The following is a 25,066-nucleotide window of genomic DNA, read 5'->3' on the forward strand; positions in this document are numbered from 1 at the left end:
GCGGAGTCGTCCGACAGAGCTGTTGCGGCGTCCCTCATGCGGCATTTGACTCGTTCTCTGCGGAACCCTGCAGAGAGGTGCGCACGATGCTTTCGGCCAAGAGTCTGTTCCAGGAGATCCTCGACCACGACGAATCCTTCGCCCTGTTCTGCTCCATCGCCGCCAGCGGGGAGGCACAGGGCGGCTGGGAGAACGCCCGGATCGCCGCCCTCGTCCCCGACAGCGAACGGGCCCTGGCCCCCAAGATCGCCCGGCACGGCGCCGACGAGGACAAGCACGGCCGCATCTTCAACGCCCTGCTGAAGCGGCGCGGCCTCGACCCCGTGCCGGTGCCGCCGGAGACCGACTACACGATGCTCCTGGAACGGCACGGCATCGGCCTCGCGCACGAACAGCTCAAGGGCGAGACACCGCTGAGCGTGGCCGACATCGTCACCTACCTCGCGCACAGCCGCGTCACCGAACAGCGCGCCTCCGAACAGATGCGGCTGCTGCGCAGGTACTTCGCCGACCACCCGGACATCGGCCGCGCGGTGAAGCAGATCTCGAACGACGAGGACAACCACCTCGCCTACTGCCACGAGGAGCTGCTGCGCCTCGCCCGCGCCGGCCACGGCCGCACCATCCAGCGCACCCTGCGCGAATGCGCCCTCACCGAGATCCGCGTCCACCGGGACGTCAGCCTCGCCGTCATGGCCCGCATGGGCCGCATCCTGCACTGGTCCAAGGCCAGGTCGGCGGTACTGGCCGCGGGGATCCACGCCCAGTACGCCTGGGAGCGCCTCGCGGGCTGGCGGCGCATGGTCACCCTGGCGATGCCCGAACGCCGCGACCCGCTCGGCGGACCCGCCCCCGCGCACGCCGAGTTCGCCTGACCGGCCCGCTCACATCCAGCCCCGCCGCTTGAACAGGCGGTACAGCAGCACCTCCAGGGCCGCCATCACCACGATCACCACCGGGTACGACCACACCCAGTGCAGCTCCGGCATGTGGTCGAAGTTCATGCCGTAGATCCCCGCGATCATCGTGGGGATCGCCGCCATGGCCGCCCACGCCGAGATCTTCCGCATGTCGTCGTTCTGCCGGACGCTCATCTGCGCCAGATGCGCCGACAGGATGTCCGACACCAGCCGGTCCAGGCCGTCCACCGACTCGTTGACGCGCGTGAGGTGGTCGTGCACGTCCCGGAAGAAGGGCCGCGCCTTGTCGTTCACGTACGGCACCGGAGCGCCGTAGGTGCCGCCGAACGGGCCGGTGCCCGCCAGCCGGTGCAGCGGCAGCGCCAGCGGGCCCGTCGCCCGCCGGAACTCCAGGATCTGCCGTTTGAAGGTGTAGATCCGCGACGCGGTGTGCCGCGAGCCGCCGCCGTCCGGCGAGAACACCTCCGCCTCCAGCTCCTCCAGGTCGGTCTGCAGCTCGGTCGCCACCTCCACGTAGTGGTCGACGACCGTGTCGCAGATCGCGTACACCACCGCCGTCGGCCCCTTGCCGAGCATCTCCGGCTCCCGCTCCAGACGCCGCCGTACGGCGCTCAGCGGCGAGCCCACGCCGTGCCGGACCGTCACCACGAAGCCGTCGCCGAGGAAGACCATCACCTCGCCCGTGGAGACGGCGTCGCTCTCCGGGTTGTACACGACCGGTTTCAGCACCAGGAACAGCGAGTCGTCGTACACCTCCAGCTTGGGCCGCTGGTGCGCCTTCAGGGCGTCCTCCACGGCCAGCGGGTGCAGCGCGAACTCCTGGGTGACCTTCGCGAACTCCTTTTCGGTGGGCTCGTGCAGCCCGATCCACACGAAGCCGCCGGCGGCCCGTGCCTCGTCCAGGGCGTCGGAGAAGTCCTGCGGACCGTCCGTCCGGTGCCCGTCACGGTAGATGGCGCAGTCGACGATCACGAGGCGAATTGTCCTCCGTCCCGCGCCGCACGGCCCCTGTCCGTGCGCCTACGCTGGGCCGCATGCCCACGCTGATCCTCGTCCGGCACGGACGCTCCACCGCCAACACCGAGGGACTGCTCGCCGGGTGGACGCCCGGCGTCGCCCTCGACGAGCGCGGCGCCGCGCAGGCCGCCGCCCTGCCCGGCCGGCTCGACGGACTGCCGCTCGCCGAGGTCGTCACCAGCCCGCTCCAGCGCTGCCAGGAGACGGTCCGGCCCCTCCTGGACGCCCGGCCCGGCCTCGGCGCCCACACCGACGAGCGGATCGGGGAGTGCCACTACGGCGACTGGTCCGGCCGCAAGCTCGCCGAACTGAAGGACGAGCCGCTGATGGAGGTCGTGCAGGCCCACCCGTCCGCCGCCGCCTTCCCCGGCGGCGAGTCCATGCGGGCCATGCAGACCCGCGCCGCCGAGGCGGTCAGGGAGTGGAACGCGCGCGTGGAGCGCGACCACGGCCCCGACGCCGTCTATCTCATGTGCTCGCACGGCGACATCATCAAGTCGCTCGTCGCGGACGCCCTCGGACTTCATCTCGACCTCTTCCAGCGGATCTCCGTCGAACCCTGTTCCATCACCGTGATCCGCTACACCCGGCTGCGGCCGTTCCTGCTGCGCCTCGGGGACACCGGCGACTTCGCCGCCCTCGTCCCGCGTGAGGAGCCGCCGGCCGGGGACGCGACGGTCGGAGGCGACGCGGGCGCACCGTGATCGTCGGCCGCAGTAGGGTGAAGCGGTTCACACATATGCGTTCCCTGCGCGTATGCACAGATCCGAACGATCCATTCCGAACGAATCCCATGGAGACAGGACGTGTCCCGTCAGGTGTTCCTCTACGACCCGCCGGACCGCTTCGTGGCCGGCACGGTCGGACTGCCCGGGCGCCGTACGTTCTTCCTCCAGGCCTCCGCCGGCTCCCGGGTGACCAGCGTGGCCCTGGAGAAGACCCAGGTCGCCGCGCTCGCCGAGCGCATGGACGAGCTGCTGGACGAGGTCGTACGCCGTAGCGGCGGAAGCGCCGCGGTGCCCGCCATGGCCCCCACGGAGGTCGCCGACACCGCGCCCCTCGACACCCCCATCGAGGAGGAGTTCCGGGTCGGCACCATGGCGCTGGCCTGGGACGGCGAGGAGCAGCGCATGATCGTCGAGGCCCAGGCCCTCGTCGAGCTCGACGCCGAGTCCGAGGAGGACCTGGCCGAGGCGGAGGAACGGCTTCTCCAGGACGAGGAGAACGGGCCCCCGATGCTGCGGGTCCGGCTCACCGGCGCGCAGGCCAGAGCCTTCGCCAAGCGAGCCCTCGACGTCGTCAACGCCGGCCGGCCGCCCTGCCCGCTGTGCAGCCTGCCGCTCGATCCGGAAGGACATGTATGTCCGCGCCAGAACGGATACCGCCGCGGAGCGTGACCACCGCCGACCTGCTCGCCCACGGCGAGCTGACGGTCCGGGGCCGCATCCGCGAGGCCTCCAACGCGGCACTGTTCTGCACGGTCGCGTACGAAGGGCAGGAGGCGTCCTGCGTGTACAAGCCGGTCGCCGGGGAGCGCCCGCTGTGGGACTTCCCCGACGGCACCCTCGCCGGACGCGAGGTCGCCGCCTACGAGGTCTCCGAGGCCACCGGCTGGCAGCTGGTCCCGCCGACGGTGCTGCGGGACGGGCCCTACGGCGAGGGCATGTGCCAGCTGTGGATCGACGTCGTCCCCGGCGCCGAACTGCTCGCCCTGGTGGACGACGAGGAGCCCGGACCGGGCTGGAAGGCGATCGGGCTCGCCGAGGTCGGCGAGGGGCGCACGGCGCTGCTGGTGCACGCCGACGACGAGCGGCTGCGACGGCTCGCCGTGCTCGACGCGGTGATCAACAACGCCGACCGCAAGGGCGGCCATCTGCTGCCCGCCGAGGGCGGCCGCCTCTACGGCATCGACCACGGGGTCACCTTCAACGTCGACGACAAGCTGCGCACGCTGCTGTGGGGCTGGGCGGGGGAGCCCCTCACGGACGAGGCCGTGCGGGTGCTCCGGACGCTCAAGGAGACGTTGGAGGACGGCGGCGCGCTGGCCGGCCGGCTCGCCGGGCTGATCACCCCGGCCGAGATCGACGCCACGCGCGCGCGTGTCGACGCGCTGCTCGCCTCCGGCAGGCACCCGGAGCCCGGCGGGGAGTGGCCGGCGATTCCCTGGCCACCCGTGTAGCGGCCCCCGAAGCGGACGCATGCATGCCGGCCGGGAACGCGCAAGAACGCCTTCCCGGCCATCCGGCCCGCACCGGTTCGTGCCAGGAACATCAGGCCGGTTACGCTCATGACATGCATGCCTGGCCCGCTTCCGAGGTCCCCGCCCTGCCTGGTCAGGGCCGCGACCTGAGGATTCACGACACCGCGACCGGCACTCTGGTCACCCTCAGCCCCGGTCCCGTCGCCCGTCTCTACGTCTGCGGCATCACCCCCTACGACGCCACCCACATGGGACACGCGGCGACCTACAACGCGTTCGACCTCGTGCAGCGCGTGTGGCTCGACACCAAGCGGCAGGTTCACTACGTCCAGAACGTCACCGACATCGACGATCCGCTGCTGGAGCGGGCGCAGCGCGACGACGTCGACTGGACCGCCCTCGCCGAGAAGGAGACCGCCCTCTTCCGCGAGGACATGACCGCGCTGCGGATGCTCCCGCCGCGGCAGTACATCGGCGCCGTCGAGGCCATACCCGGGATCGTCCCGCTCGTCGAACGCCTGCGTGACCTCGGTGCCGCCTACGAGCTGGAGGGCGACATCTACTTCTCCGTCGAGGCGGACCCGCACTTCGGCAAGGTCTCGAACCTGGACGCCGCCGCCATGCGGCTGCTGTCCGCCGAGCGCGGCGGCGACCCCGACCGCCCCGGCAAGAAGAACCCGCTCGACCCGATGCTGTGGATGGCCGCCCGGCCCGGCGAGCCCAGCTGGGACGGTGCCTCGCTCGGCCGCGGCCGGCCCGGCTGGCACATCGAGTGCGTCGCCATCGCCCTGGACCACCTCGGCATGGGCTTCGACGTGCAGGGCGGCGGCTCCGACCTCGCCTTCCCGCACCACGAGATGGGTGCCTCGCACGCCCAGGTGCTGACCGGCGAGTTCCCCATGGCCAAGGCCTACGTCCACGCCGGCATGGTCGCCCTGCACGGCGAGAAGATGTCCAAGTCCAAGGGCAACCTCGTCTTCGTCTCGCAGCTGCGCCGCGACGGCGTCGACCCCGCCGCCATCCGGCTCTCCCTGCTCGCCCACCACTACCGCTCCGACTGGGAGTGGACCGACCAGGTGCTCCAGGACGCCCTGGACCGGGTCGACCGCTGGCGCGCCGCGGTGTCCCGGCCCGACGGCCCGCCCGCCGACGCGCTCGTCGAGGAGATCCGCGACGCCCTCGCGAACGACCTGGACGCCCCGGCCGCCCTCGCCGCCGTCGACCGCTGGGTCGCGCTCCAGCAGGAGCAGGGCGGCACGGACACCGGCGCCCCCGGTGTCGTCTCGCGTGCCGTGGACGCGCTGCTCGGCGTCGCGCTGTAGGCAGCCGGCAGCCGGCAGCCGGCCGCGGGCCCGCGGACGTGAAAGGGGCGCTCCCCTCCGGTGGTTCCGGAAGGGAGCGCCCCTTTTCGCGCTCTGCTCTCCTGCTCAGTCCTCCGAGGTGTCCCCGTCGTCGGCCCCCGGCTTCGGGGGCTTCGGCGGCCGCGTCCGCTCCCCGGAACCTCGCGGGAACGGCGACCCGTCGGCGTCCGTGGCGCCGCCCGCCGTACCGCCGCCGTCCCGGCGCCGCAGATACCGCTCGAACTCCCGGGCGATCGCCTCACCCGACGCCTCCGGCAGCTCCGCGGTGTCCCGGGCCTCCTCCAGCGTCTGGACGTACTCGGCGACCTCGCTGTCCTCCGCGGCCAGCTGGTCCACCCCGACCTGCCAGGCGCGCGCGTCCTCGGGCAGCTCGCCCAGCGGGATGCGGACGTCGATCAGGTCCTCCAGCCGGTTCAGCAGCGCCAGCGTCGCCTTCGGGTTCGGCGGCTGCGACACGTAGTGCGGGACGGCCGCCCACAGCGACACCGCCGGGACCCCCGCGTGCGTGCACGCCTCCTGCAGGACGCCGACGATGCCCGTGGGGCCCTCGTACTTGGTCTCCTCCAGGTCCATGCGGCGGGCGAGGTCCGGGTCGGACGTGGTCCCGCTGATCGGGACCGGACGCGTGTGCGGGGTGTCGCCGAGCAGGGCGCCCAGGATGACCACCAGCTCCACGCCCAGCTCGTGCGCGAAGCCCAGCAGCTCGTTGCAGAACGAGCGCCAGCGCATGGACGGTTCGATACCGCGCACCAGCACCAGATCGCGCGGCTTGTCCCCGCCGATGCGCACCACCGACAGTCTCGTCGTCGGCCAGGTGATCTTGCGCACGCCGCCGTCCATGAACACCGTGGGGCGGTTCACCTGGAAGTCGTAGTAGTCCTCGGCGTCCAGCGCCGCGAACACCTCGCCCTTCCACTCACGTTCCAGATGCGCGACCGCGGTGGAGGCGGCGTCGCCGGCATCGTTCCAGCCCTCGAACGCGGCCACCATGACCGGGTCGATCAGCTCGGGAACCCCCTCGAGCTCGATCACCCAGTGCCTCCTTCCGACGTGCCCTCGCTTGACCACCCAACCTTACGGCGTGCGGCGGGCGGTCCCGCAGCCCCCTTGCACGGGGGAGTGAACGGATCACTGCCCCGATCGCCACCCCGGAACACCCCGCCAGTCATCCGAGCTGTCACCGCGCACCCGCTCGGCACCCACCGCGCGCATCACCGCGCGGACCTCAGCCACCGCTCCACGCTCGCGATGTGCACCGTCGCCCACGACCGCGCCGCCTCCGCGTCCCGCTCCCGCAGGGCCGCGAGGATCGCGCGGTGCTCGCGCAGGGTGGTGCCCACCGCGTCCTCCTGGGTGAGCCCGCGCCAGAGGCGGGCCCGGGTGGTCGGCCCGGACAGGCCGTCCAGCAGCGAGCACAGCACCGAATTGCCCGTGCCGCGCACGATCCCCCGGTGGAACTCCAGGTCACAGGCGACCAGTTGCTCCACCGAGGGCTCGGCCCCGAGCCGGTCCAACTGCTCCTCCAGCGCGTCCAGTTCCCGCACGGCGAGCCGGCCGGCGGCCATCGCCGTCGCGGCCGGCTCCAGGATGCGGCGCACGGCGAGGAACTCCAGCACGGTGTCGTCGCGGTGGAAGTCGACGACGAAACCCAGCGCCTCCAGCAGCAGTTGCGGATCGAGGCTGGACACGTACGTGCCGTCGCCCTGCCGCACGTCCAGGATCCTCATCACCGACAGGGCCCGTACGGCCTCCCGCAGCGAGTTGCGCGACAGACCCAGCCCGGCGGCCAGCTCGCTCTCCCTGGGGAGCCGGTCGCCTGGACGCAGCGCACCGGAGACGATCATTCCCTTGATCTTCTCGATCGCCTCGTCGGTCACCGCCATGCGGGCCTCCCTGCCGCTCAGACCTCCGATGTCTTCGCCTTTATACTCCGGACCCATGGCAGAGACGGCGTCCTTTCCCGACCCCGAGCTGGTCACCGCGCTGCGGGCGCTGTCCAACCCGGTCCGGCTCCAGCTGCTGCGGTGGCTGCGCGAGCCGGAGCGGCACTTCCCGATGGAGCAGGCCATCGCCGATCCGGCCGAGGTCGGCGTGTGCGTGAGCCACCTCCAGGCCAAGGCGGGGCTGGCCCAGTCGACGGTCTCGTCCTATCTGGCGGAGCTGCAGCGGGCGGGCCTGGTGCGGGCGACGCGGGTCGGCAAGTGGACCCACTACAAGCGCGACGAGGAGCGCATCGCCCGGCTGGTCGCCGAGCTGGGGCAGTCGCTGTAGACCGGTCGCGACGGGCGGACCGCGTCTCGCCTGGCGTGGCGCCGCCTTGCGTCTCGTATCGAGAATCTGCGATATTTCGATGCGTAGAGATCGCGGTGATCACCGCTCCCGACGACACGGCGGAGGAGTTCCATGGGCGGCATCGACGGGCTCGACCTCGGGCGGTACGGCATCTACACCTTCGACTTCGAGTACCAGCCCGCCGCGCAACTGCGGGACACCGTCCAGGAGTTGGAGGAACTGGGGTGGCGGGCGCTGTGGATCCCGGAGCTGCTGGGACGCGACGCGTTCACCCACGCCGGCCTGCTGCTGGCCGGCTCCCGGCGCCTGCACGTGGTCAACGGCATCGCCCGCATCTGGTCCCGCGAGGCCCGCTGGACCCACGGCGCCGCCCGGCTGCTCGCCGACGCCTACCCCGACCGGCACGTCCTCGGCCTCGGCTTCGGCGGTGACCAGCGGACCGGCACCAAGCCGCTCGCGGCGATGCGCGCCTACCTCGACGAGCTGGACACGCTCGACACCGAGTCGCCCAACCCGGCCCCGAAGTCCCCGGTACGCCGCCTGCTCGCCGCGTACGGCCCGAAGATGCTGGAGCTGGCCCGCGACCGCGCGCACGGCGCCCACACCTACCACGTCTCCGTCGCCCACACCGCCCAGGCGCGGGACATCCTCGGCCCGGACGCGTTCCTCGGCGTCGAGCACCCGGTGCTGTTCGAGACCGACCCCGGCCGGGCCCGCGCGACCGCCCGCGAGCACCTCACGCCGTATCTCGCGACGCCCTACAACCTCGCCAAGTTCCGGCGGCTCGGCTACACCGACGACGACCTCGCGGCCGGCGGCAGCGACCGTCTCGTCGACGACCTGGTCTTCTGGGGCGACGCCGAGGCGATCTCCGGGAAGCTGCGGGCCCACACCGGGGCGGGCGCCGACCATGTCGCCGTCCAGGTGATCGGCGTGACCCCCGGCGCCTCGGCGCTGCCGTACTGGCGGCTGCTGCGCGAGGCGCTGGAGGACCGCTGAAGGCCCACCGACGGTCCCTGGGAGGACCGCTCACGCGGCGTCGAACCACTCCTTGCCGGCCGCCCGGTGCCGCACCCAGCCGGCGAACCCGGACCCGGCCGTCGTACCGCCGAACTCCGCGCCGAACGGCAGCGCGCCCACGTCGGTGACCTGCCATATGTGGCCGCGGTGCGGTCCGGTGACGACGAGATGCCAGTCCATGGCGCAGCCGTCGGTGCCGAGCACGACCGAGCCGTGGTGGTACACCGCGTCGATGACGGCCTCCGGGTCCTCGTGCCCCCCGTCGTCCTCCTCCCAGAGCCACAGCTCCGTCAGCGGGAACGGCCGGGCCAGGTCCCGTGCCTCCGGCTTGCCGCCCCAGTCGGAGGGCAGCTCGGCCAGGCCCAGCAGCCCGTACTCGGGCGGGCCCTGGTGGGAGCCGTCGGTGATCTCCGCGACGAACGTGCGGTACGGCTCGGGCAGGACGATCCCGTGCTCCGCCTCGAAGGCCCGCACGGCCTCCCAGCCGAGAGCCGAGGCGCCCCCGTCGTCGACTCCGAACGCCTCGCGCAGAAAGGCGAGGTCGGCCGGATCGGCCTGATCGTTGTTCATGCCTCATGGATAGCAGCCGGCACTGACAACGGACCGGCCGGGCATGCGGAAGGGGCGGCTCCGTCGGCGCGGGGAGCCGCCCCTTCCGGTCCGGCCCTCTGTGCGGAGAGGGCCGTCCCACGGCGGTGCCGGCCCGGGTCAGGGGAGAACGGGCCGGCACCGCCTGGTTCGGGTGCTTCTCGTGGTCGGTTCCTGCGGTGGTTACTTCTTGTCGAGCACGTCCTGGACCTTCGCCCGGACCTCGTCCGTGGCCAGACCCCGGATCGTCAGCGTCGTACGGCGGCGCAGCACGTCGTCCGGCGTCTCGGCCCACTCGTGGTCCCGGGCCCAGACGACCTGGGCCCAGATCTCCGGGGCGTCCGGGTGGACGCGCTCGGCCAGCGCCGGGTCGTCGTTGGCCAGGCGGGCGATGTCGAAGGCGAGCGAACCGTAGTGCGTGGCCAGGTGCCGGGCGGTGTCGGCGGCCATGCGCGGGCCGGGCGCCGGGCCGTCGACCAGCAGCCGGTGGGCGACCGCGCGCGGGTTGGCGACGCCCGGCAGCGGAAGCTTCTTCGGCAGCGAGGAGATCGGCTCGAAGTCCTCGCCCAGCGGGTGGCCCGGCAGCGACTCCAGCTTCTTCATCACCGTACGGCCGATGTGCCGGAAGGTCGTCCACTTGCCGCCCGCGACGGACAGCATCCCGCCCCGGCCCTCGGTCACCACGGTCTCCCGCTTGGCCTTGGCGGTGTCGCCCGGGCCGCCCGGCAGCACCCTGAGGCCCGCGAAGGCGTAGGTGATCAGGTCACGGCTCAGCTGCTGGTCGCGGATGGAGAACGCGGCCTCGTCGAGGATCTGGGCTATGTCCTTGTCGTTGACCGCGACGTCCGCGGGGTCGCCCTCGTACTCCTCGTCGGTGGTGCCCAGCAGGAGCATGTCCTCCCAGGGCAGCGCGAAGGTGATGCGGTACTTGTCGATCGGGGTGGCCAGCGCGGCCTTCCACGGCGAGGTCCGCTTCAGGACCAGATGCGCGCCCTTCGACAGACGGATCGACGGCGCCGCATCCGGGTCCTCCATCTTGCGCAGGTGATCGACCCAGGGGCCGGTCGCGTTGAGCACGAGCCGGGCGCCGACGCCGAACTCGTCGCCGGTCACGCGGTCGCGCAGCTCGGCGCCGGTGACCCGGCCCTTGGTGAAGCGCAGGCCGGTGACCTCGGCGTGGTTGAGGACGACGGCGCCCGCGTCGACGGCCGCGCGGACCGTCATCAGCGCCATGCGCGCGTCGTTCATCTGGTCGTCGCCGTACACGGCCACGGCCTTGAGGTTCTCGGTGCGCAGCTCCGGCACGTCCTGCGCCGCCTTGGCGGGGGAGAGGAGGTGGCCGACGCCGTCACCGAACGCGGAGAGCGCGGAGTAGGCGAAGACGCCCGCGCCGAGCTTCGCCGCGCCGTGCGGCCCGCCCTTGTACACCGGGAGGTAGAAGGTGAGCGGGTTCGCCAGGTGGGGGGCCACCTGGCGGGAGACCGCACGGCGCTCGAAGTGGTTCTCCGCCACCAGCTTCACCGCGCCGGTCTGCAGGTAGCGCAGACCGCCGTGGAGCAGCTTGGAGGAGGCGGAGGAGGTGGCGCCGGCGAAGTCGCCGGCGTCGACCAGAGCCACCCTGAGGCCGGACTGCGCGGCGTGCCAGGCCGTCGAGATGCCCAGGATGCCGCCGCCGATGACGAGAAGGTCGTACGACGCCTTGGAGAGCTGCTCCCGGGTCTCGGCGCGGCTCGGGTTCGAGCCGGACGCCGGGCGCGTCCCCAGGGCAGGTACGGACTGCAGGGTGGACTGCGTGGTCATGGGGTTTCTTACTCCTCGTCCTCGAGCCAGCCCATGGTCCGCTCGACGGCCTTGAGCCAGTTCTTGTACTCACGGGCGCGGGTGTCCGCGTCCATGCGGGGGGTCCACTCGGCGGCCCTGCGCCAGTTGGCGCGCAGGTCGTCGGTGCTGTTCCAGAAGCCGACGGCGAGACCGGCGGCGTAGGCGGCGCCGAGGCAGGTGGTCTCGGCGACCATGGGGCGCACCACAGGGGCGTCCACGAAGTCGGCGAGCGTCTGCATCAGCAGGTTGTTGGAGGTCATGCCGCCGTCGACCTTCAGGGCGGTCAGCTCGACGCCCGAGTCCTTGGTCATGGCGTCCGCGATCTCCCGCGTCTGCCAGGCGGTGGCCTCCAGGACGGCGCGCGCGAGGTGCGCCTTGGTGACGTACCGGGTCAGGCCGGCGATCACACCGCGGGCGTCGGAGCGCCAGTACGGGGCGAACAGACCGGAGAAGGCCGGCACGAAGTAGGCGCCGCCGTTGTCCTCCACCGAGAGCGCGAGCGTCTCGATCTCGGCGGCGGTGGAGATCAGGCCCATCTGGTCGCGCATCCACTGCACCAGCGAGCCGGTGACGGCGATCGAGCCCTCCAGGGCGTAGACCGTGTCCTGGTCGCCGATCTTGTAGCCGACGGTGGTCAGCAGGCCGCTGTAGGAGTTGATGATCTTGTCACCGGTGTTCATCACCATGAAGGTGCCGGTGCCGTACGTCGACTTGGTCTCGCCCTCGGAGAAGCAGGTCTGGCCGAACAGCGCCGCCTGCTGGTCGCCGAGCGCGGAGGCGACGGGGATGCCGCCGAGCAGGTCGCCGAGCTTGCCGCCGGTGATCTCGCCGTAGACCTCGGCGGAGGAGCGGATCTCCGGCAGCATCGCCAGAGGCACGCCGATGGACTCGGCGATCTTGTCGTCCCACTGCATCGTGTGCAGGTTCATGAGCATGGTGCGGGAGGCGTTGGTGACGTCCGTGACGTGCTTGCCGCCGTCGGCACCGCCGGTCAGGTTCCAGATGACCCAGGTGTCCATGGTGCCGAAGAGGATGTCGCCGCGCTCGGCGCGCTCGCGCAGGCCCTCGACGTTGTCCAGCAGCCAGCGGGCCTTGGGGCCGGCGAAGTAGGAGGCCAGCGGGAGGCCGGTCTCGCGGCGGAAGCGGTCCTGGCCGACGTTGCGGCCCAGCTCCCGGCACAGGGCGTCGGTGCGGGTGTCCTGCCAGACGATGGCGTTGTGGACGGGCTCACCGGTGTGCCTGTCCCACAGCACGGTGGTCTCGCGCTGGTTGGTGATGCCGATGGCCTTGATGTCGTCGCGGGTGATGCCGGCCTTCTCGATGGCTCCGGCGACGACTTCCTGGACGTTGGTCCAGATCTCGGTGGCGTTGTGCTCGACCCAGCCCGGCTTGGGGAAGATCTGCTCGTGCTCCTTCTGGTCGACGGAGACGATCCGGCCGTCCCGGTCGAAGACGATGCAGCGGCTGGAGGTGGTGCCCTGGTCGATGGCGGCGATGAACGGGCCGGCGGTGTGGGCGTCGGTCACTGTGTGCTCCTGGTCCTTTGGGGGTCCGTGAGGTTCCGTGCTGAGAGGGACTGTCTACCGCTGCTTCGGGCGAACGCGGGGGTTCACGCGAAGGCGACGTTGTAGATGCCCGCCGCGATGGCGCCGCCGATCAGCGGACCGACCACCGGGATCCAGGCGTAGGCCCAGTCGGAGCCGCCCTTGTTGGGCAGCGGCAGCAGGGTGTGCACGAGGCGCGGGCCGAGGTCACGGGCCGGGTTGATCGCGTAGCCGGTCGGGCCGCCGAGGGACAGACCGATCGAGACGACCACCAGCGCGGTGATCAGGGCGCCGAGGGTGCCGAGACCCTTGCCGCTGTCGTTGAGGCCCTGCGTGAGGACCGCGAGCACCAGCACGATCGTGCCGATGATCTCGGTGGCGAGGTTCTGCACCACGTTCCGGATCTCCGGACCGGTGGAGAAGACGCCCAGGACCGGGCCGGCGCCCTTCTCCTGGGCCTCGACGGCCTTGGCCGCCGTGGCCTGCGCACCCGGACCGCCGACGATCTCCTTGTCGGTGAGGTGCGCGTGGAACTGGCCGTAGTAGGCGACCCACACGAGCGCCGCGCCGATCATGGCGCCGAGGAGCTGGCCGGCCCAGTAGACGCCGACGTGACTCCAGTCGTTGTCCTTGATCGCGAGTGCGAGGGTGACCGCCGGGTTGAGGTGGGCGCCGGACAGCGGCGCCGAGGTGTAGACCGCCGTGAGCACGGCGAAACCCCACCCGAAGGTGATGGCGAGCCAGCCGGCGTTGCGGGCCTTGGAGGCCTTCAGCGTGACGGCGGCGCAGACGCCGCCGCCGAGCAGGATGAGTATGGCGGTACCGATGGTCTCGCCGATGAAGATGTCGGAGCTGGACACCCGCGACTCCTTTGTCCTTCGTCCAGGGAAGCCGAACCCCGGGTCCCACCGGGGGTTGGCGCCCTCGGGGGTGAGAGCGATGCCGGCCCTTGGCGTTGTCACACTCTAGCGCGTATTGCCGGTAGATGTTCGACAATGCCGACCGATGGACGGGAGTCTTGTCTCGGCGTCAGGCATGCGTCAAGAGTTCTGTTATCGAATGCACGATCGTTATTGATCGCTGCGGGTTATCGGTGGACTCGTCGATCTCCCGCTCCGCCGGGGGGTCCGCAGGCGGGGGGTATGCCGAATGCCGGAACGCCGACGGCGTTCCGGTGCTCACTTCGGGGGTACGGCGGTCAGAACCGCCCGGCGCCCAGATCCCGCGAGACCGCGCGGGCGCAGTCCCGTACGGCCGCGACCAGCTCGGGCCGCAGCTCCCCGTCCCGGCGCACCCGCTCCACGGCGCCGGTGATGCCCACCGCGCCCACGGGCATGCGCCGCCGGTCGTGGATCGGCGCCGCGATGGACGCCACGCCCTCCCAGGTCTCCTCCACGTCGGCCGCCCAGCCCCGCGCGCGCGTGATGTCGAGCAGGTGCTCGAAGGCCTCCAGATCGCACACGGTGCGGTCGGTGAAGGCCTTGCGATCGGCCTCCAGGGCCTCGCTGTGGGCCACCGGGTCGTAGGCGGAGAGCACCTTGCCCAGCGCGGTGGAGTGCAGCGGCTGCATGGCCCCGATCTCCAGCACCTGCCGGCTGTCGTCCGGGCGGAAGACGTGGTGCACGATCAGCACGCCCTGCTGGTGCAGGACGCCCAGATAGACGCTCTCCCCGCTGGAGCGGGCCAGGTCGTCGGTCCACACCAGGGCGCGCGCCCGCAGCTCGTGCACATCCAGATAGGTGGTGCCCAGGCGCAGCAGCTCGGCGCCCAGCTGGTAGCGGCCCGAGGCCTCGTCCTGCTCCACGAAGCCCTCCTGCTGGAGGGTGCGCAGGATGCCGTGGGCCGTGCCCTTGGCCAGGCCCAGGGCCGAGGCGATGTCCGACAGGCCGAGCCGCCGCTCGCCGCCCGCGAGCAGCCGCAGCATCGCGGCCGCCCGTTCGAGCGACTGGATGTTCCGTGCCATCGCCGTCCTGCCTCCGTCCCCTTCGACCGTCCACCCCGACGTTCGCTGCCGTCGTTCGGCAATGTCGAACACTACCGGTCCATGCCGACTCCCCGCTAATGGTCGGTCGACACGTGTTCCCTCATGCGTGGCCGAACAGTTGAGGGCCAACGGCGGACAGTACGCGCCGTGGGCCGCGACGCGCGCGTCCCGCCCCGTGGACGGCCTGCCCATCCGGGCCGACTCCCGGTTACGCTGGCGCCGTGCGCCTACCGGGCCATTCTCCGGGACGCCGCATAGCCGACAGCCGTCGCACCTCAAGGGAGCCCCTTCATGGCCTCGCAGCCGCCGACCCCTTCCGTCGACAGCCGGACCCGTGCGTCCGCGCTCCGTCAGGCGCTCGCCACCCGTGTGGTGGTAGCCGACGGCGCCATGGGCACCATGCTCCAGGCGCAGGAGCCCACGCTGGAGGACTTCCAGCAGCTGGAGGGCTGCAACGAGGTCCTCAACGTCACCCGCCCGGACATCGTCCGCTCGGTCCACGCGGCGTACTTCGACGCCGGTGTCGACTGCGTGGAGACCAACACCTTCGGCGCCAACCTGAGCGCCCTCGGCGAGTACGACATCGCCGAGCGCATCCACGAGCTGTCCGAGGCGGGCGCGCGCATCGCCCGCGAGACGGCCGACGAGTTCGCCGCCCAGGACGGCCGCCAGCGCTGGGTGCTCGGCTCGATGGGCCCCGGCACCAAGCTGCCTACCCTCGGCCACACCACCTTCGCCGCGATCCGCGACGCCTATCAGCGCAACGCCGAGGGCCTGCTCGCCGGCGGCGCCGACGCCCTGCTGGTGGAGACCACCCAGGACCTGCTCCAGACCAAGGCCTCGGTCATCGCCGCCCGCCGTGCCATGGAGACCGCCGGATACGACGTCCCGCTGATCGTCTCCGTCACCGTCGAGACCACGGGCACGATGCTGCTCGGCTCGGAGATCGGTGCCGCGCTGACGGCGCTGGAGCCGCTCGGCATCGACATGATCGGCCTGAACTGCGCCACCGGCCCCGCCGAGATGAGCGAGCACCTGCGCTACCTCGCCCGGCACGCCCGCGTCCCGCTGTCCTGTATGCCGAACGCCGGCCTGCCGGTCCTGACCTCCGCCGGCGCCCACTACCCGCTCACCGCGCCCGAGCTGGCCGACGCGCAGGAGAACTTCGTCCGCGACTACGGCCTCTCCCTCGTCGGCGGTTGCTGCGGCACCACGCCCGAGCATCTGCGGCAGGTCGTGGAGCGCGTGCGCGAGCAGTCCCCGGCCGAGCGCGACCCGCGCCCCGAGCCGGGCGCCGCCTCCCTCTACCAGAGCGTCCCGTTCCGTCAGGACACCTCCTACCTGGCCATCGGTGAGCGCACCAACGCGAACGGGTCGAAGAAGTTCCGTGAGGCGATGCTGGAGGGCCGCTGGGACGACTGTGTGGAGATGGCCCGGGAGCAGATCCGTGAGGGCGCGCACATGCTCGATCTGTGCGTGGACTACGTGGGCCGTGACGGTGTGGCGGACATGGAGGAGCTGGCCGGCCGGTTCGCGACCGCCTCGACGCTGCCGGTCGTGCTGGACTCCACCGAGGTGGAGGTGATCCGGGCCGGGCTGGAGAAGCTGGGCGGCCGGGCGGTGATCAACTCGGTGAACTATGAGGACGGTGACGGCCCGGAGTCCCGTTTCGCCCGGGTGACGGCGCTGGCCCGGGAGCACGGGGCGGCGTTGATCGCGCTGACCATCGACGAGGAGGGCCAGGCCCGCACGGCGGAGAAGAAGGTCGAGATCGCGGAGCGGTTGATCGCGGACCTGACGGGGAACTGGGGGATCCGGGAGGAGGACATCCTCGTCGACTGCCTGACCTTCACGATCTGCACGGGTCAGGAGGAGTCCCGCAAGGACGGTATCGCCACGATCGAGGGCATCCGCGAGCTGAAGCGCCGGCATCCGAACGTGCAGACCACGCTGGGTCTGTCGAACATCTCCTTCGGCCTGAACCCGGCCGCCCGCATCCTGCTGAACTCGGTTTTCTTGGACGAGTGTGTGAAGGCGGGGCTGGATTCGGCGATCGTGCACGCCTCGAAGATCCTGCCGATCGCGCGGTTCGACGAGGAGCAGGTGCAGACCGCCCTCGATCTGATCTACGACCGTCGCCGTGAGGGCTATGACCCGCTGCAGAAGCTGATGCAGTTGTTCGAGGGTGCCACCGCCAAGTCGCTGAAGGCGTCCAAGGCGGAGGAGCTGGCGGCGCTGCCGCTGGAGGAGCGCCTGAAGCGGCGCATCATCGACGGTGAGAAGAACGGCCTGGAGGCCGACCTGGACGAGGCCCTCGCCGCGCGTCCGGCGCTGGAGATCGTCAACGAGGTGCTGCTGGACGGCATGAAGGTGGTCGGTGAGCTGTTCGGCTCCGGCCAGATGCAGCTGCCGTTCGTGCTGCAGTCGGCCGAGGTGATGAAGACCGCGGTCGCCTATCTCGAACCCCACATGGAGAAGACCGACGAGGCCGGCAAGGGCACCATCGTGCTCGCCACCGTGCGCGGCGACGTCCACGACATCGGCAAGAACCTGGTCGACATCATCCTGTCCAACAACGGCTACAACGTGGTCAACCTCGGCATCAAGCAGCCGGTCTCGGCGATCCTGGAGGCCGCCCAGGAGCACAACGCCGATGTGATCGGGATGTCCGGGCTGCTGGTGAAGTCCACCGTGATCATGAAGGAGAACCTGGAGGAGCTCAACGCCCGGGGTCTGGCCGCGGACTACCCGGTCATCCTCGGCGGTGCCGCGCTGACCCGGGCGTATGTGGAGCAGGACCTGCACGAGATCTACCAGGGCGAGGTCCGCTACGCCCGGGACGCCTTCGAGGGGCTGCGGCTGATGGACGCCCTGATCGGCGTCAAGCGCGGCGTGCCGGGCGCGGTGCTGCCGGAGCTGAAGCAGCGCCGGGTGCGGGCCACCGCGCAGGCGGTGGTGGAGGAGCGGCCGGAGGAGGGGCACGTCCGCTCGGACGTGGCCACCGACAACCCGGTGCCCGCCCCGCCGTTCTTCGGCACCCGCGTCATCAAGGGCATCCAGCTCAAGGAGTACGCCTCCTGGCTCGACGAGGGCGCCCTCTTCAAGGGCCAGTGGGGGCTGAAGCAGGCCCGCACCGGCGAAGGCCCGACGTACGAGGAGCTGGTGGAGAGCGAGGGCCGGCCACGGCTGCGCGGCCTGCTGGACCGGCTGCAGACGGAGAATCTGCTGGAGGCGGCCGTCGTCTACGGCTACTTCCCCTGTGTCTCCAAGGACGACGACCTGATCATCCTGGACGAGGCGGGCAACGAGCGCACCCGCTTCACCTTCCCGCGCCAGCGCCGCGGCCGCCGGCTCTGCCTGGCTGACTTCTTCCGCCCGGAGGAGTCCGGCGAGACCGACGTCGTCGGCCTCCAGGTGGTCACCGTGGGCTCCCGGATCGGCGAGGAGACCGCGCGGCTGTTCGAGGCCAACGCGTACCGCGAGTACCTCGAACTGCACGGCCTGTCCGTCCAGCTCGCCGAGGCCCTCGCCGAGTACTGGCACGCCCGCGTCCGCTCCGAGCTGGGCTTCGCCGGGGAGGACCCGGACGAGATCGAGGCCATGTTCGAGCTGAAGTACCGGGGCGCCCGCTTCTCCCTCGGCTACGGCGCCTGCCCCGACCTGGAGGACCGCGCGAAGATCGCCGACCTGCTACAGCCCGAGCGGATCGGCGTCCACCTGTCGGAGGAGTTCCAGCTCCACCCCGAGCAGTCCACCGACGCCATCGTGATCCACCACCCCGAGGCCAAGTACTTCAACGCCCGCTGACACGCAGGTCGAGAGCGTCGCCGAAGGCATCGCTGAGGGCACACCTCAGGCCCTCCCGGCGTGACCGGGCGGGTTTGAAGGTGTGCCCGGGACCAGGGCTTTCAAACGAGGCATTTCGTTCGCGCGAGTCGTACACTGGTCGATCCACCGCAGGCCGGTTCCCGGGGAGGGAACCGGCCTGATCGTCCCTCAAGGAGGCCCACGGATGACCAGTACGGTCCCCGCGCCGGGAACACGCAGGACCGCAGGATCCGCACTCCAGGCCGTGCTCCTCGACATGGACGGAACCCTGGTGGACACCGAGGGGTTCTGGTGGGACGTCGAGGTCGAGGTCTTCGCCGCCCTCGGCCACACCCTCGACGACTCCTGGCGCCATGTCGTGGTCGGCGGCCCCATGACCCGCAGCGCCGGATTCCTCATCGAGGCCACGGGCGCGGACATCACCCTGGACGAGCTGACCGTCCTGCTCAACGAGGGCTTCGAGGACCGCATCGGCCGCGACCTGCCGATGATGCCGGGAGCCGCCCGGCTGCTGGCCGAGCTGAGCGAGCACCGCGTCCCCACCGCCCTGGTCTCCGCCTCCCACCGGCGCATCATCGACCGCGTCCTGACCCGCCTCGGCGCCCACCACTTCTCCCTCACCGTCGCCGGCGACGAGGTATCCCGCACCAAGCCGCACCCCGACCCCTACCTGCTGGCCGCCTCCGGCCTGGGCGCGGACCCGGCCCGCTGCGCCGTCATCGAGGACACCGCCACCGGGGTCGCCGCCGCCGAGGCCGCCGGCTGCCACGTGGTCGCCGTACCGTCGGTGGCCCCCATCGCGCCCGCCGCCCGGCGGACCGTGGTGACCTCCCTGGAAGAGGTCGACCTGACATTTCTGCGCGGCCTGATGCCGGAAACCGTCCGATGACGGAAATGCGCTAGCCGTTCACCCAGCGTGTTCCGCCGATAGCCGGGAATTCCACCGAACTGCGAACAGGTGTACCGGCGCACGGCGTCCGCGGAAATTCCCGCCGCCCCGGCGATCGAATTCGACCGGGTCGCCCACCCCGTTGCCCGTGTGACGTTCCCCACGCGGCACGGGGTCGACACCCGCTGATCCGTGTGCTTCGACCCCCTCTGACCGGGATCCGGCCGTGCCCTTGTGTCCCGATTGATGGAACCCTGCACGAATCCTTCCCGTGTCGGGTTTTCGGACTGTCCACACCCGGTTTCGCTCCGTGATGGGCCCTCAACTCCGGTGGCTGCCAACCCTCCTGCGGGCGCGGACTAATCTCGTCGCGAGAACATCAGCCCTTACCCCCGTGATCCGCCGCGACACCCCTGCATGCCGGATACACGGAGTCGAACAGCTCTGGAGAAACTCGAGCATGAACCGCAAGACTCTGGTGCTGCCGGCCGTGGCCGGTCTGCTCGCACCCGTGCTCGCCGCCTGTGGCGGGTCCGACAGCGGCAGCGGCGGAGGCGACGCCATCGTCGTCGGCACCACGGACCGGTTCACCGCTACGAAGGACGCGCCCGCGCCCCTGGACCCGGCCTACGCCTACGACGTCGGCTCCTGGAACATCCTGCGCCAGACCGTGCAGACCCTGATGATCATGCCCAAGGGCGAGGGCGAGCCGGTGCCCGAGGCGGCCGAGAGCTGCGCCTTCACCGACAGCGGCAACGAGCGCTACGCGTGCAAGCTGCGCGCGGACCTGAAGTTCGCCGACGGCACCCCGGTCACCGCGAACGACGTGAAGTTCTCCATCGACCGCGCCCTGGCCATCAACGCGGACTCCGGTGTCTCCTCGCTGCTGTCCACCATCGACACCGTCGAGACCCAGGGCGAGCGCGACGTCGTCTTCCACCTGAAGACCGCCGACGCCACGTTCCCGTACAAGCTGTCCACCCCCGTCGCGGGCATCGTCAGCTCCGACCACTACGCCAAGGACAAGCTGCGCGACGGCTTCGAGGTCGACGGCTCCGGCCCCTACACCCTCAAGGCCGAGACCGACGGCAGCGAGATGAAGCGCGCCGTGTTCACCAAGAACCCCAACTACAAGGGGACCCTCACGGTGAACAACGACAAGGCCGAACTGGTCTCCTTCGCGGACGCCGACGCCATGGACGCCGCGCTGGAGAAGAAGGACATCGACGTGATGTCCCGCACCATGACGCCGGAGCTGGTCCAGAAGCTGTCCACCGGCACGGGCGGCGACATCGACCTCATCGACATGCCCGGCCTGGAGATCCGCTACCTGGCCTTCAACACCGACGCCCCGACCGTCAAGGACAAGGCCGTCCGCCAGGCCATCGCCCAGCTCGTCAACCGCAGCGAACTGGTCTCCAAGGTCTACGGCTCCCAGGCCCAGCCCCTGTACTCGCTGGTCCCGGCCGCCATCACCGGCCACTCCAACTCGTTCTTCAACACCTACGGCGACCCCAGCGCCGCCAAGGCCAGGGCGCTGCTGAGCCGGGCCGGCATCTCCACCCCGGTGAAGCTGACCCTGCACTACACCACCGACCACTACGGTGCCGCCACGAAGAAGGAGTTCGAGCTCCTCCAGCAGCAGCTCAACGCCAGCGGCCTGTTCGACGCCGACATCCAGGGCCACGCCTGGGACACCTTCGTCCCGGCCGAGCGCAAGGGCGCCTACGACGTCTGGGGCATGGGCTGGTTCCCCGACTTCCCCGACGCCGACAACTTCCTCGCGCCCTTCCTCGACAAGGGCAACTTCCTCAAGTCGCCCTACGCCAACAGCCGGATCATCAACCACCTCATCCCGCAGTCCCGTCGGGAGGCCGACCGGCTCGCCGCCGCCACCAGCCTGACGGACATCCAGGACATCGTCGCCGAGGACGTGCCGATCCTGCCGCTGTGGCAGGGCAAGCAGTACGTCGCCGCCCGCGAGGACATCACGGGCACCGCGTACGCGCTCAACTCGACCTCGACGCTGCAGCTGTGGGAGCTCGGCCGCGGTGTGAGCGGCTGACGCCCGCCGCGCCCCGGACCGCGTGACGCCGTCCGGGGCGTGCCCCCCGGGGCAGTCGACCGCGCCCCGGGGCCCAGCCCCGGGGCTTCGACCGTCTCCGGGGCCCGGTCCCGGGCACTGACCATCTCCGGGGCCGAACCCCGGGGCCGGAAAAGGCGGCCCCGGGACACGAGAACCGACGACAAGGCACCTCTACGTGAACATGCGCAACCAGTGGCCGGTCCTGCCGATCGTGGCGGGGCTGGCCTCCGGCCTGTTGACCGGATGCGGTACGGAGACCGGGAACGCCGGGGGGAACGGCTCCACCGTGGTGATGGGGATGTCCGACGACGTCCTCGCCACCGACCCCGCCTCCGGCTACGACCCCGGGTCCTGGCTGTTGTTCAACAACGTCTTCCAGTCGCTGCTCAGCTTCCCCAAGGGCGGCACCGAACCCCAGCCGGAAGCGGCCCGGGCCTGCGACTTCGACACCTCCACCACCGTCTACACCTGCACGCTCAAGGACGGCCTGAAGTTCAGCAACGGTGACGACCTCACCTCCGAGGACGTCAAGTTCTCCTTCGACCGCATGCTGAAGATCAACGACCCGGCCGGCCCGGCGATCATGTTCCCCACGCTCGGCAAGGTCGAGACGCCGGACAGCAAGACGGTCGTCTTCCGCCTGAAGGTCCCCGACGCCACCTTCCCCAGCAAGATCGCCTCCGGTGCCGGCTCCATCGTCGACCACCGCCAGTACGACGCGAACGGGCTGCGCAAGGACGGCGAGGCCGTCGGCTCCGGCCCCTACAAGCTGGACTCCTTCAGCGAGGACGAGGCCGTCTTCTCCGTCAACGACCAGTACCAGGGCACCGCGAAGCCGGAGAACTCCGGCGTCACCCTGAAGTTCTTCCACGGCGACCAGACCGGCCTCAAGCAGGCCCTCCTCGACGGCGACGTCGACATCGCCTACCGCGGCCTCACCGCGACCGACATCGCCGGCCTCGACCAGGGCGACGGCAGCACCGGCGCCGAGGTCGTCGAGGGCAGCAGCGCCGAGGTCCAGCACCTGGTCTTCAACATGAAGGACCCGGTCGCCGGCAAGCTCGCCGTCCGCAAGGCCATCGCCTACCTGATCGACCGCGACGCCCTCATCAGGGACGTCTACCAGGGCACCGCCAGTCCCCTGTACTCGATCATCCCGGCCGGCATCGCCGGTCACAACACGGCCTTCTTCGACACCTACGGCGCCCGCCCCTCCAAGGACAAGGCCGCCGAAGCCCTCAGCGGCGGCGGCATCACCACCCCGGTGAAACTCACCCTGTGGTCCACGCCGGCCCGCTACGGCCCCGCCACCGACGCCGAGTTGAAGGCCATCGCCGGCCAGCTCAACGCCAGCGGCCTGTTCCGCGCCGACGTCAAGTCCGTGCCGTTCGAGCAGTACGAGAAGGACATCGAGGCCGGCAAGTACGGGGTCTACGTCAAGGGCTGGATCCCCGACTACCCCGACGCCGACAACTTCACCGCCCCGTTCTTCGGCGAGGGCAACGTCCTCGGCAACCACTACGCCAACAGCGCCATCACCGGCACACTGCTGCCGGCCACGGCCGCGCAGAGCGACCGCTCCGCCACCGAGAAGGAGTTCGGCCGCCTCCAGGACATCGTCGCCGACGACCTGCCCGTCCTGCCCGTGTGGCAGGCCAAGCAGTACGCCGTCGCCCGCGACAACGTCTACGGCCTGGAGAACTGCCTCGACGCCTCCACCGTGTTCCGCTTCTGGGAACTGAAGAAGGACTGACCCGCCACGCACCGAGGGGTGGGGGCTTCCGCTCTCACGGAAGGCACCACCCCTCACGGTGTCGTACGACCCCGCTACTGCGCGCCCGGCCGCACCAGCCCGCTCTCGTACGCGTACACCGCGGCCTGCACCCGGTCCCGCAGCCCCAGCTTGGTCAGCACATGCCCCACATGAGTCTTGACGGTGGTCTCGCTCACGAACAGGTCCGCCGCGATCTCCGCGTTCGACAGGCCCCGCGCCACCAGCTTCAGCACCTCCACCTCACGGTCGGTGAGCGTGTGCAGCGTGTCCGGCACGGGCTCCTCGCCGGACGGCAGATGCCCCGCGTACTTGTCCAGCAGCCGGCGCGTGATGCTGGGCGCCAGCATCGCCTCGCCCGCGGCCACCACCCGGATCGCCTGCACCAGCTCATGGGCCGGGGCGTCCTTCAGCAGGAAGCCACTGGCCCCCGCCCGCAGCGCCTCCACCACGTACTCGTCCAGGTCGAAGGTGGTCAGCACCAGCACCTTGGCCGGACCGTCCCGCCCCGGCCCGGTGATCTGCCGGGTCGCCTCCACCCCGTCCATCCGCGGCATACGGATGTCCATCAGCACCACATCGGGCTGCAACGCCCGCACCTGGTCCAGGGCCTGGAGGCCGTCTCCGGCCTCGCCGACGACCGCGAGGTCCTGCTCCGCCTCCAGGATCATCCGGAAGCCCGTACGCAGCAGGGGCTGGTCGTCGACCAGTAGGACGCGGATGGCCACGTAAGTCTCCTTCGCTAGTCCGGCCCCATTCTGCCCTGCTCACCGCCGGCCGACTCGGCCGCCCTCACGGGCAGCGGATAGGGCGGGGGAGTGCCGCCGAACTCCGGGCAGTGCGCCTGGTGATCGCACCAGCCGCACAGCTTCGTCGGCCGCGGCCGCCAGTCCCCGCTCTCCGTCGCCCGCTGGATCGCCTCCCACAACGCGTGCAGCTTGCGCTCCACCCGCTCCAGGTCGGCGAGGACCGGGTCGTACGTCAGCACGTCACCGCTGCCCAGGTACACCAGCTGCAGCCGCCGCGGCACGACGCCCTTCAGCCGCCACACGACCAGCGCGTAGAACTTCATCTGGAACAGCGCGCCCTCGGCGAACTCCGGGCGGGGCGCCTTGCCCGTCTTGTAGTCGACGATCCGCACCTCGCCGGTCGGCGCCACGTCCACCCGGTCGATGATCCCGCGCAGCCTGAGCCCCGACTCCAGCTCGGCCTCCACGAACAGCTCCCGCTCCGCGGGCTCCAGCCGGGTCGGGTCCTCCAGCGTGAACCACCGCTCGACGAGCTGCTCCGCCTCCGCGAGCCAGCGCGCCAGCCGCTCCCCCTCGGGATCGTCGGCGAACAGCTCGCCGACCTCCGGGCGCGACTCACGCAGCCGGTCCCACTGCGCCGGGATCAGCGACTTCGCCCGCGGCGCCGTACGCTCCGCAGCCGGCGCGTCGAAGAGCCGCTCCAGCACCGCGTGCACCAGCGTGCCCCGCGTCGCCGCCTCGCTCGGCTTCTCCGGCAGCCGGTCGATCACCCGGAACCGGTACAGCAGCGGGCACTGCATGAAGTCACCGGCGCGCGAGGGGGACAGACCGGACGGCGCTATCACCACGCTCTGCGGTGCCTGCGCCCCGTCCGACCCGACCACGGCCGCCTCCGGCACCGACACCGGCACGGGCACGCCGCCGCCGTCCTCCACCGACCCCTCGCTGCTCGTCTCCATGCCACAGACCATAAGGCCCGCCACTGACAGTCACCCA

At 71.0% G+C, this 25,066-nt stretch carries 21 protein-coding genes; 11 read left to right on the forward strand and 10 right to left on the reverse strand.

Annotation, left to right across the window (positions count from 1 at the left end; translation table 11 throughout):
* The first annotated feature begins 86 nt into the window (after positions 1 to 86).
* Positions 87 to 875 (forward strand): ferritin-like domain-containing protein, encoded by a 789-nt coding sequence (locus IE308_RS29910; RefSeq protein ID WP_190220318.1) that lies wholly within the window; start codon positions 87 to 89, stop codon positions 873 to 875.
* A gap of 9 nt (positions 876 to 884) precedes the next feature.
* On the opposite strand, the gene corA is transcribed toward IE308_RS29910, so the two are convergent.
* Complete coding sequence (gene corA / locus IE308_RS29915; RefSeq protein WP_190220319.1) at positions 885 to 1,892, reverse strand: magnesium/cobalt transporter CorA; 1,008 nt, start codon at positions 1,890 to 1,892, stop codon at positions 885 to 887.
* Positions 1,893 to 1,954: 62 nt separating this feature from the next.
* On the opposite strand from corA, the gene IE308_RS29920 reads away from it, so the two are divergent.
* From IE308_RS29920 to mshC, 4 genes are all read left to right on the forward strand, one after another.
* Complete coding sequence (locus IE308_RS29920) at positions 1,955 to 2,641, forward strand: histidine phosphatase family protein (protein ID WP_190220320.1); 687 nt, start codon at positions 1,955 to 1,957, stop codon at positions 2,639 to 2,641.
* Positions 2,642 to 2,743: 102 nt separating this feature from the next.
* Positions 2,744 to 3,334, forward strand: coding sequence for a DUF3090 domain-containing protein (locus IE308_RS29925; protein WP_110627073.1), 591 nt, complete (start codon positions 2,744 to 2,746; stop codon positions 3,332 to 3,334).
* The gene (locus tag IE308_RS29930; protein WP_190220321.1) at positions 3,298 to 4,116 is read left to right on the forward strand and encodes an SCO1664 family protein; all 819 of its coding nucleotides are present in this window, start codon (positions 3,298 to 3,300) and stop codon (positions 4,114 to 4,116) included. Before IE308_RS29925 ends, IE308_RS29930 begins: the two co-directional genes overlap by 37 nt.
* A 113-nt stretch (positions 4,117 to 4,229) precedes the next feature.
* Positions 4,230 to 5,459 carry a cysteine--1-D-myo-inosityl 2-amino-2-deoxy-alpha-D-glucopyranoside ligase gene (gene mshC, locus IE308_RS29935; protein ID WP_190220322.1) on the forward strand — a complete coding sequence of 410 codons (1,230 nt, stop codon included), beginning with the start codon at positions 4,230 to 4,232 and terminating at the stop codon, positions 5,457 to 5,459.
* A gap of 105 nt (positions 5,460 to 5,564) precedes the next feature.
* Here the strand turns inward: mshC and IE308_RS29940 are convergent, their stop codons facing one another.
* Both IE308_RS29940 and IE308_RS29945 read right to left on the reverse strand, forming a co-directional pair.
* Positions 5,565 to 6,530 carry a PAC2 family protein gene (locus IE308_RS29940; RefSeq protein WP_190220323.1) on the reverse strand — a complete coding sequence of 322 codons (966 nt, stop codon included), beginning with the start codon at positions 6,528 to 6,530 and terminating at the stop codon, positions 5,565 to 5,567.
* Between the two features lie 179 nt (positions 6,531 to 6,709).
* Complete coding sequence (locus tag IE308_RS29945; RefSeq protein WP_190220324.1) at positions 6,710 to 7,381, reverse strand: FadR/GntR family transcriptional regulator; 672 nt, start codon at positions 7,379 to 7,381, stop codon at positions 6,710 to 6,712.
* 55 nt (positions 7,382 to 7,436) lie between these two features.
* Between IE308_RS29945 and IE308_RS29950 the strand changes: the two genes are divergently transcribed.
* Positions 7,437 to 7,769, forward strand: a complete 333-nt coding sequence (locus IE308_RS29950) for an ArsR/SmtB family transcription factor (RefSeq protein WP_110627068.1) — start codon at positions 7,437 to 7,439, stop codon at positions 7,767 to 7,769.
* Between the two features lie 132 nt (positions 7,770 to 7,901).
* The gene (locus IE308_RS29955; protein ID WP_190220325.1) at positions 7,902 to 8,789 is read left to right on the forward strand and encodes a TIGR03620 family F420-dependent LLM class oxidoreductase; all 888 of its coding nucleotides are present in this window, start codon (positions 7,902 to 7,904) and stop codon (positions 8,787 to 8,789) included.
* Between the two features lie 30 nt (positions 8,790 to 8,819).
* Here IE308_RS29955 and IE308_RS29960 read toward each other — a convergent pair whose 3' ends face one another.
* From IE308_RS29960 to IE308_RS29980, 5 genes are all read right to left on the reverse strand, one after another.
* Entirely contained in the window at positions 8,820 to 9,380 is a 561-nt protein-coding gene (locus tag IE308_RS29960) for an SMI1/KNR4 family protein (protein WP_190220326.1), read from the reverse strand.
* A 201-nt stretch (positions 9,381 to 9,581) separates the two neighbouring features.
* Positions 9,582 to 11,198, reverse strand: coding sequence for a glycerol-3-phosphate dehydrogenase/oxidase (locus tag IE308_RS29965; protein ID WP_190220327.1), 1,617 nt, complete (start codon positions 11,196 to 11,198; stop codon positions 9,582 to 9,584).
* A gap of 8 nt (positions 11,199 to 11,206) precedes the next feature.
* Positions 11,207 to 12,745 (reverse strand): glycerol kinase GlpK, encoded by a 1,539-nt coding sequence (glpK, locus tag IE308_RS29970; RefSeq protein WP_110627064.1) that lies wholly within the window; start codon positions 12,743 to 12,745, stop codon positions 11,207 to 11,209.
* A gap of 83 nt (positions 12,746 to 12,828) precedes the next feature.
* The gene (locus IE308_RS29975; protein WP_110627063.1) at positions 12,829 to 13,623 is read right to left on the reverse strand and encodes an MIP/aquaporin family protein; all 795 of its coding nucleotides are present in this window, start codon (positions 13,621 to 13,623) and stop codon (positions 12,829 to 12,831) included.
* Between the two features lie 338 nt (positions 13,624 to 13,961).
* Entirely contained in the window at positions 13,962 to 14,726 is a 765-nt protein-coding gene (locus IE308_RS29980) for an IclR family transcriptional regulator (RefSeq protein WP_110627062.1), read from the reverse strand.
* A 312-nt stretch (positions 14,727 to 15,038) separates the two neighbouring features.
* On the opposite strand from IE308_RS29980, the gene metH reads away from it, so the two are divergent.
* From metH to IE308_RS30000, 4 genes are all read left to right on the forward strand, one after another.
* Positions 15,039 to 18,554 (forward strand): methionine synthase, encoded by a 3,516-nt coding sequence (gene metH, locus IE308_RS29985; protein WP_190220328.1) that lies wholly within the window; start codon positions 15,039 to 15,041, stop codon positions 18,552 to 18,554.
* Positions 18,555 to 18,759: 205 nt separating this feature from the next.
* Positions 18,760 to 19,464 carry an HAD family hydrolase gene (locus IE308_RS29990; RefSeq protein ID WP_110627060.1) on the forward strand — a complete coding sequence of 235 codons (705 nt, stop codon included), beginning with the start codon at positions 18,760 to 18,762 and terminating at the stop codon, positions 19,462 to 19,464.
* A gap of 460 nt (positions 19,465 to 19,924) precedes the next feature.
* Positions 19,925 to 21,529 carry an ABC transporter substrate-binding protein gene (locus IE308_RS29995; protein WP_110627059.1) on the forward strand — a complete coding sequence of 535 codons (1,605 nt, stop codon included), beginning with the start codon at positions 19,925 to 19,927 and terminating at the stop codon, positions 21,527 to 21,529.
* Between the two features lie 196 nt (positions 21,530 to 21,725).
* Entirely contained in the window at positions 21,726 to 23,303 is a 1,578-nt protein-coding gene (locus IE308_RS30000; RefSeq protein WP_190220329.1) for an ABC transporter substrate-binding protein, read from the forward strand.
* 74 nt (positions 23,304 to 23,377) lie between these two features.
* On the opposite strand, the gene IE308_RS30005 is transcribed toward IE308_RS30000, so the two are convergent.
* Together IE308_RS30005 and IE308_RS30010 are read right to left on the reverse strand one after the other, a co-directional pair.
* Positions 23,378 to 24,049 (reverse strand): response regulator, encoded by a 672-nt coding sequence (locus tag IE308_RS30005; RefSeq protein WP_110627057.1) that lies wholly within the window; start codon positions 24,047 to 24,049, stop codon positions 23,378 to 23,380.
* 14 nt (positions 24,050 to 24,063) lie between these two features.
* On the reverse strand, positions 24,064 to 25,029 hold the full coding sequence (locus IE308_RS30010) for a RecB family exonuclease (protein ID WP_190220330.1): 966 nt from the start codon (positions 25,027 to 25,029) through the stop codon (positions 24,064 to 24,066).
* Between the last annotated feature and the right edge of the window lie 37 nt (positions 25,030 to 25,066).

This window comes from Streptomyces griseosporeus, assembly GCF_014656055.1.
In the GTDB taxonomy this organism is placed as follows: Bacteria; Actinomycetota; Actinomycetes; order Streptomycetales; family Streptomycetaceae; genus Streptomyces; species Streptomyces griseosporeus.

Excerpts from the sequence above, each read along its gene's own strand:
- IE308_RS29995 (WP_110627059.1), top strand. The coding sequence starts at position 19,925 with ATGAACCGCAAGACTCTGGTGCTGCCGGCCGTGGCCGGTCTGCTCGCA.
- IE308_RS29945 (WP_190220324.1), bottom strand. The coding sequence starts at position 7,381 with ATGGCGGTGACCGACGAGGCGATCGAGAAGATCAAGGGAATGATCGTC.
- mshC (WP_190220322.1), top strand. The coding sequence starts at position 4,230 with ATGCATGCCTGGCCCGCTTCCGAGGTCCCCGCCCTGCCTGGTCAGGGC.
- metH (WP_190220328.1), top strand. The coding sequence starts at position 15,039 with ATGGCCTCGCAGCCGCCGACCCCTTCCGTCGACAGCCGGACCCGTGCG.
- IE308_RS29980 (WP_110627062.1), bottom strand. The coding sequence starts at position 14,726 with ATGGCACGGAACATCCAGTCGCTCGAACGGGCGGCCGCGATGCTGCGG.
- IE308_RS29920 (WP_190220320.1), top strand. The coding sequence starts at position 1,955 with ATGCCCACGCTGATCCTCGTCCGGCACGGACGCTCCACCGCCAACACC.
- IE308_RS30010 (WP_190220330.1), bottom strand. The coding sequence starts at position 25,029 with ATGGAGACGAGCAGCGAGGGGTCGGTGGAGGACGGCGGCGGCGTGCCC.
- IE308_RS29960 (WP_190220326.1), bottom strand. The coding sequence starts at position 9,380 with ATGAACAACGATCAGGCCGATCCGGCCGACCTCGCCTTTCTGCGCGAG.
- IE308_RS29910 (WP_190220318.1), top strand. The coding sequence starts at position 87 with ATGCTTTCGGCCAAGAGTCTGTTCCAGGAGATCCTCGACCACGACGAA.
- IE308_RS29950 (WP_110627068.1), top strand. The coding sequence starts at position 7,437 with ATGGCAGAGACGGCGTCCTTTCCCGACCCCGAGCTGGTCACCGCGCTG.
- IE308_RS29965 (WP_190220327.1), bottom strand. The coding sequence starts at position 11,198 with ATGACCACGCAGTCCACCCTGCAGTCCGTACCTGCCCTGGGGACGCGC.
- IE308_RS29955 (WP_190220325.1), top strand. The coding sequence starts at position 7,902 with ATGGGCGGCATCGACGGGCTCGACCTCGGGCGGTACGGCATCTACACC.
- IE308_RS29930 (WP_190220321.1), top strand. The coding sequence starts at position 3,298 with ATGTCCGCGCCAGAACGGATACCGCCGCGGAGCGTGACCACCGCCGAC.
- IE308_RS29990 (WP_110627060.1), top strand. The coding sequence starts at position 18,760 with ATGACCAGTACGGTCCCCGCGCCGGGAACACGCAGGACCGCAGGATCC.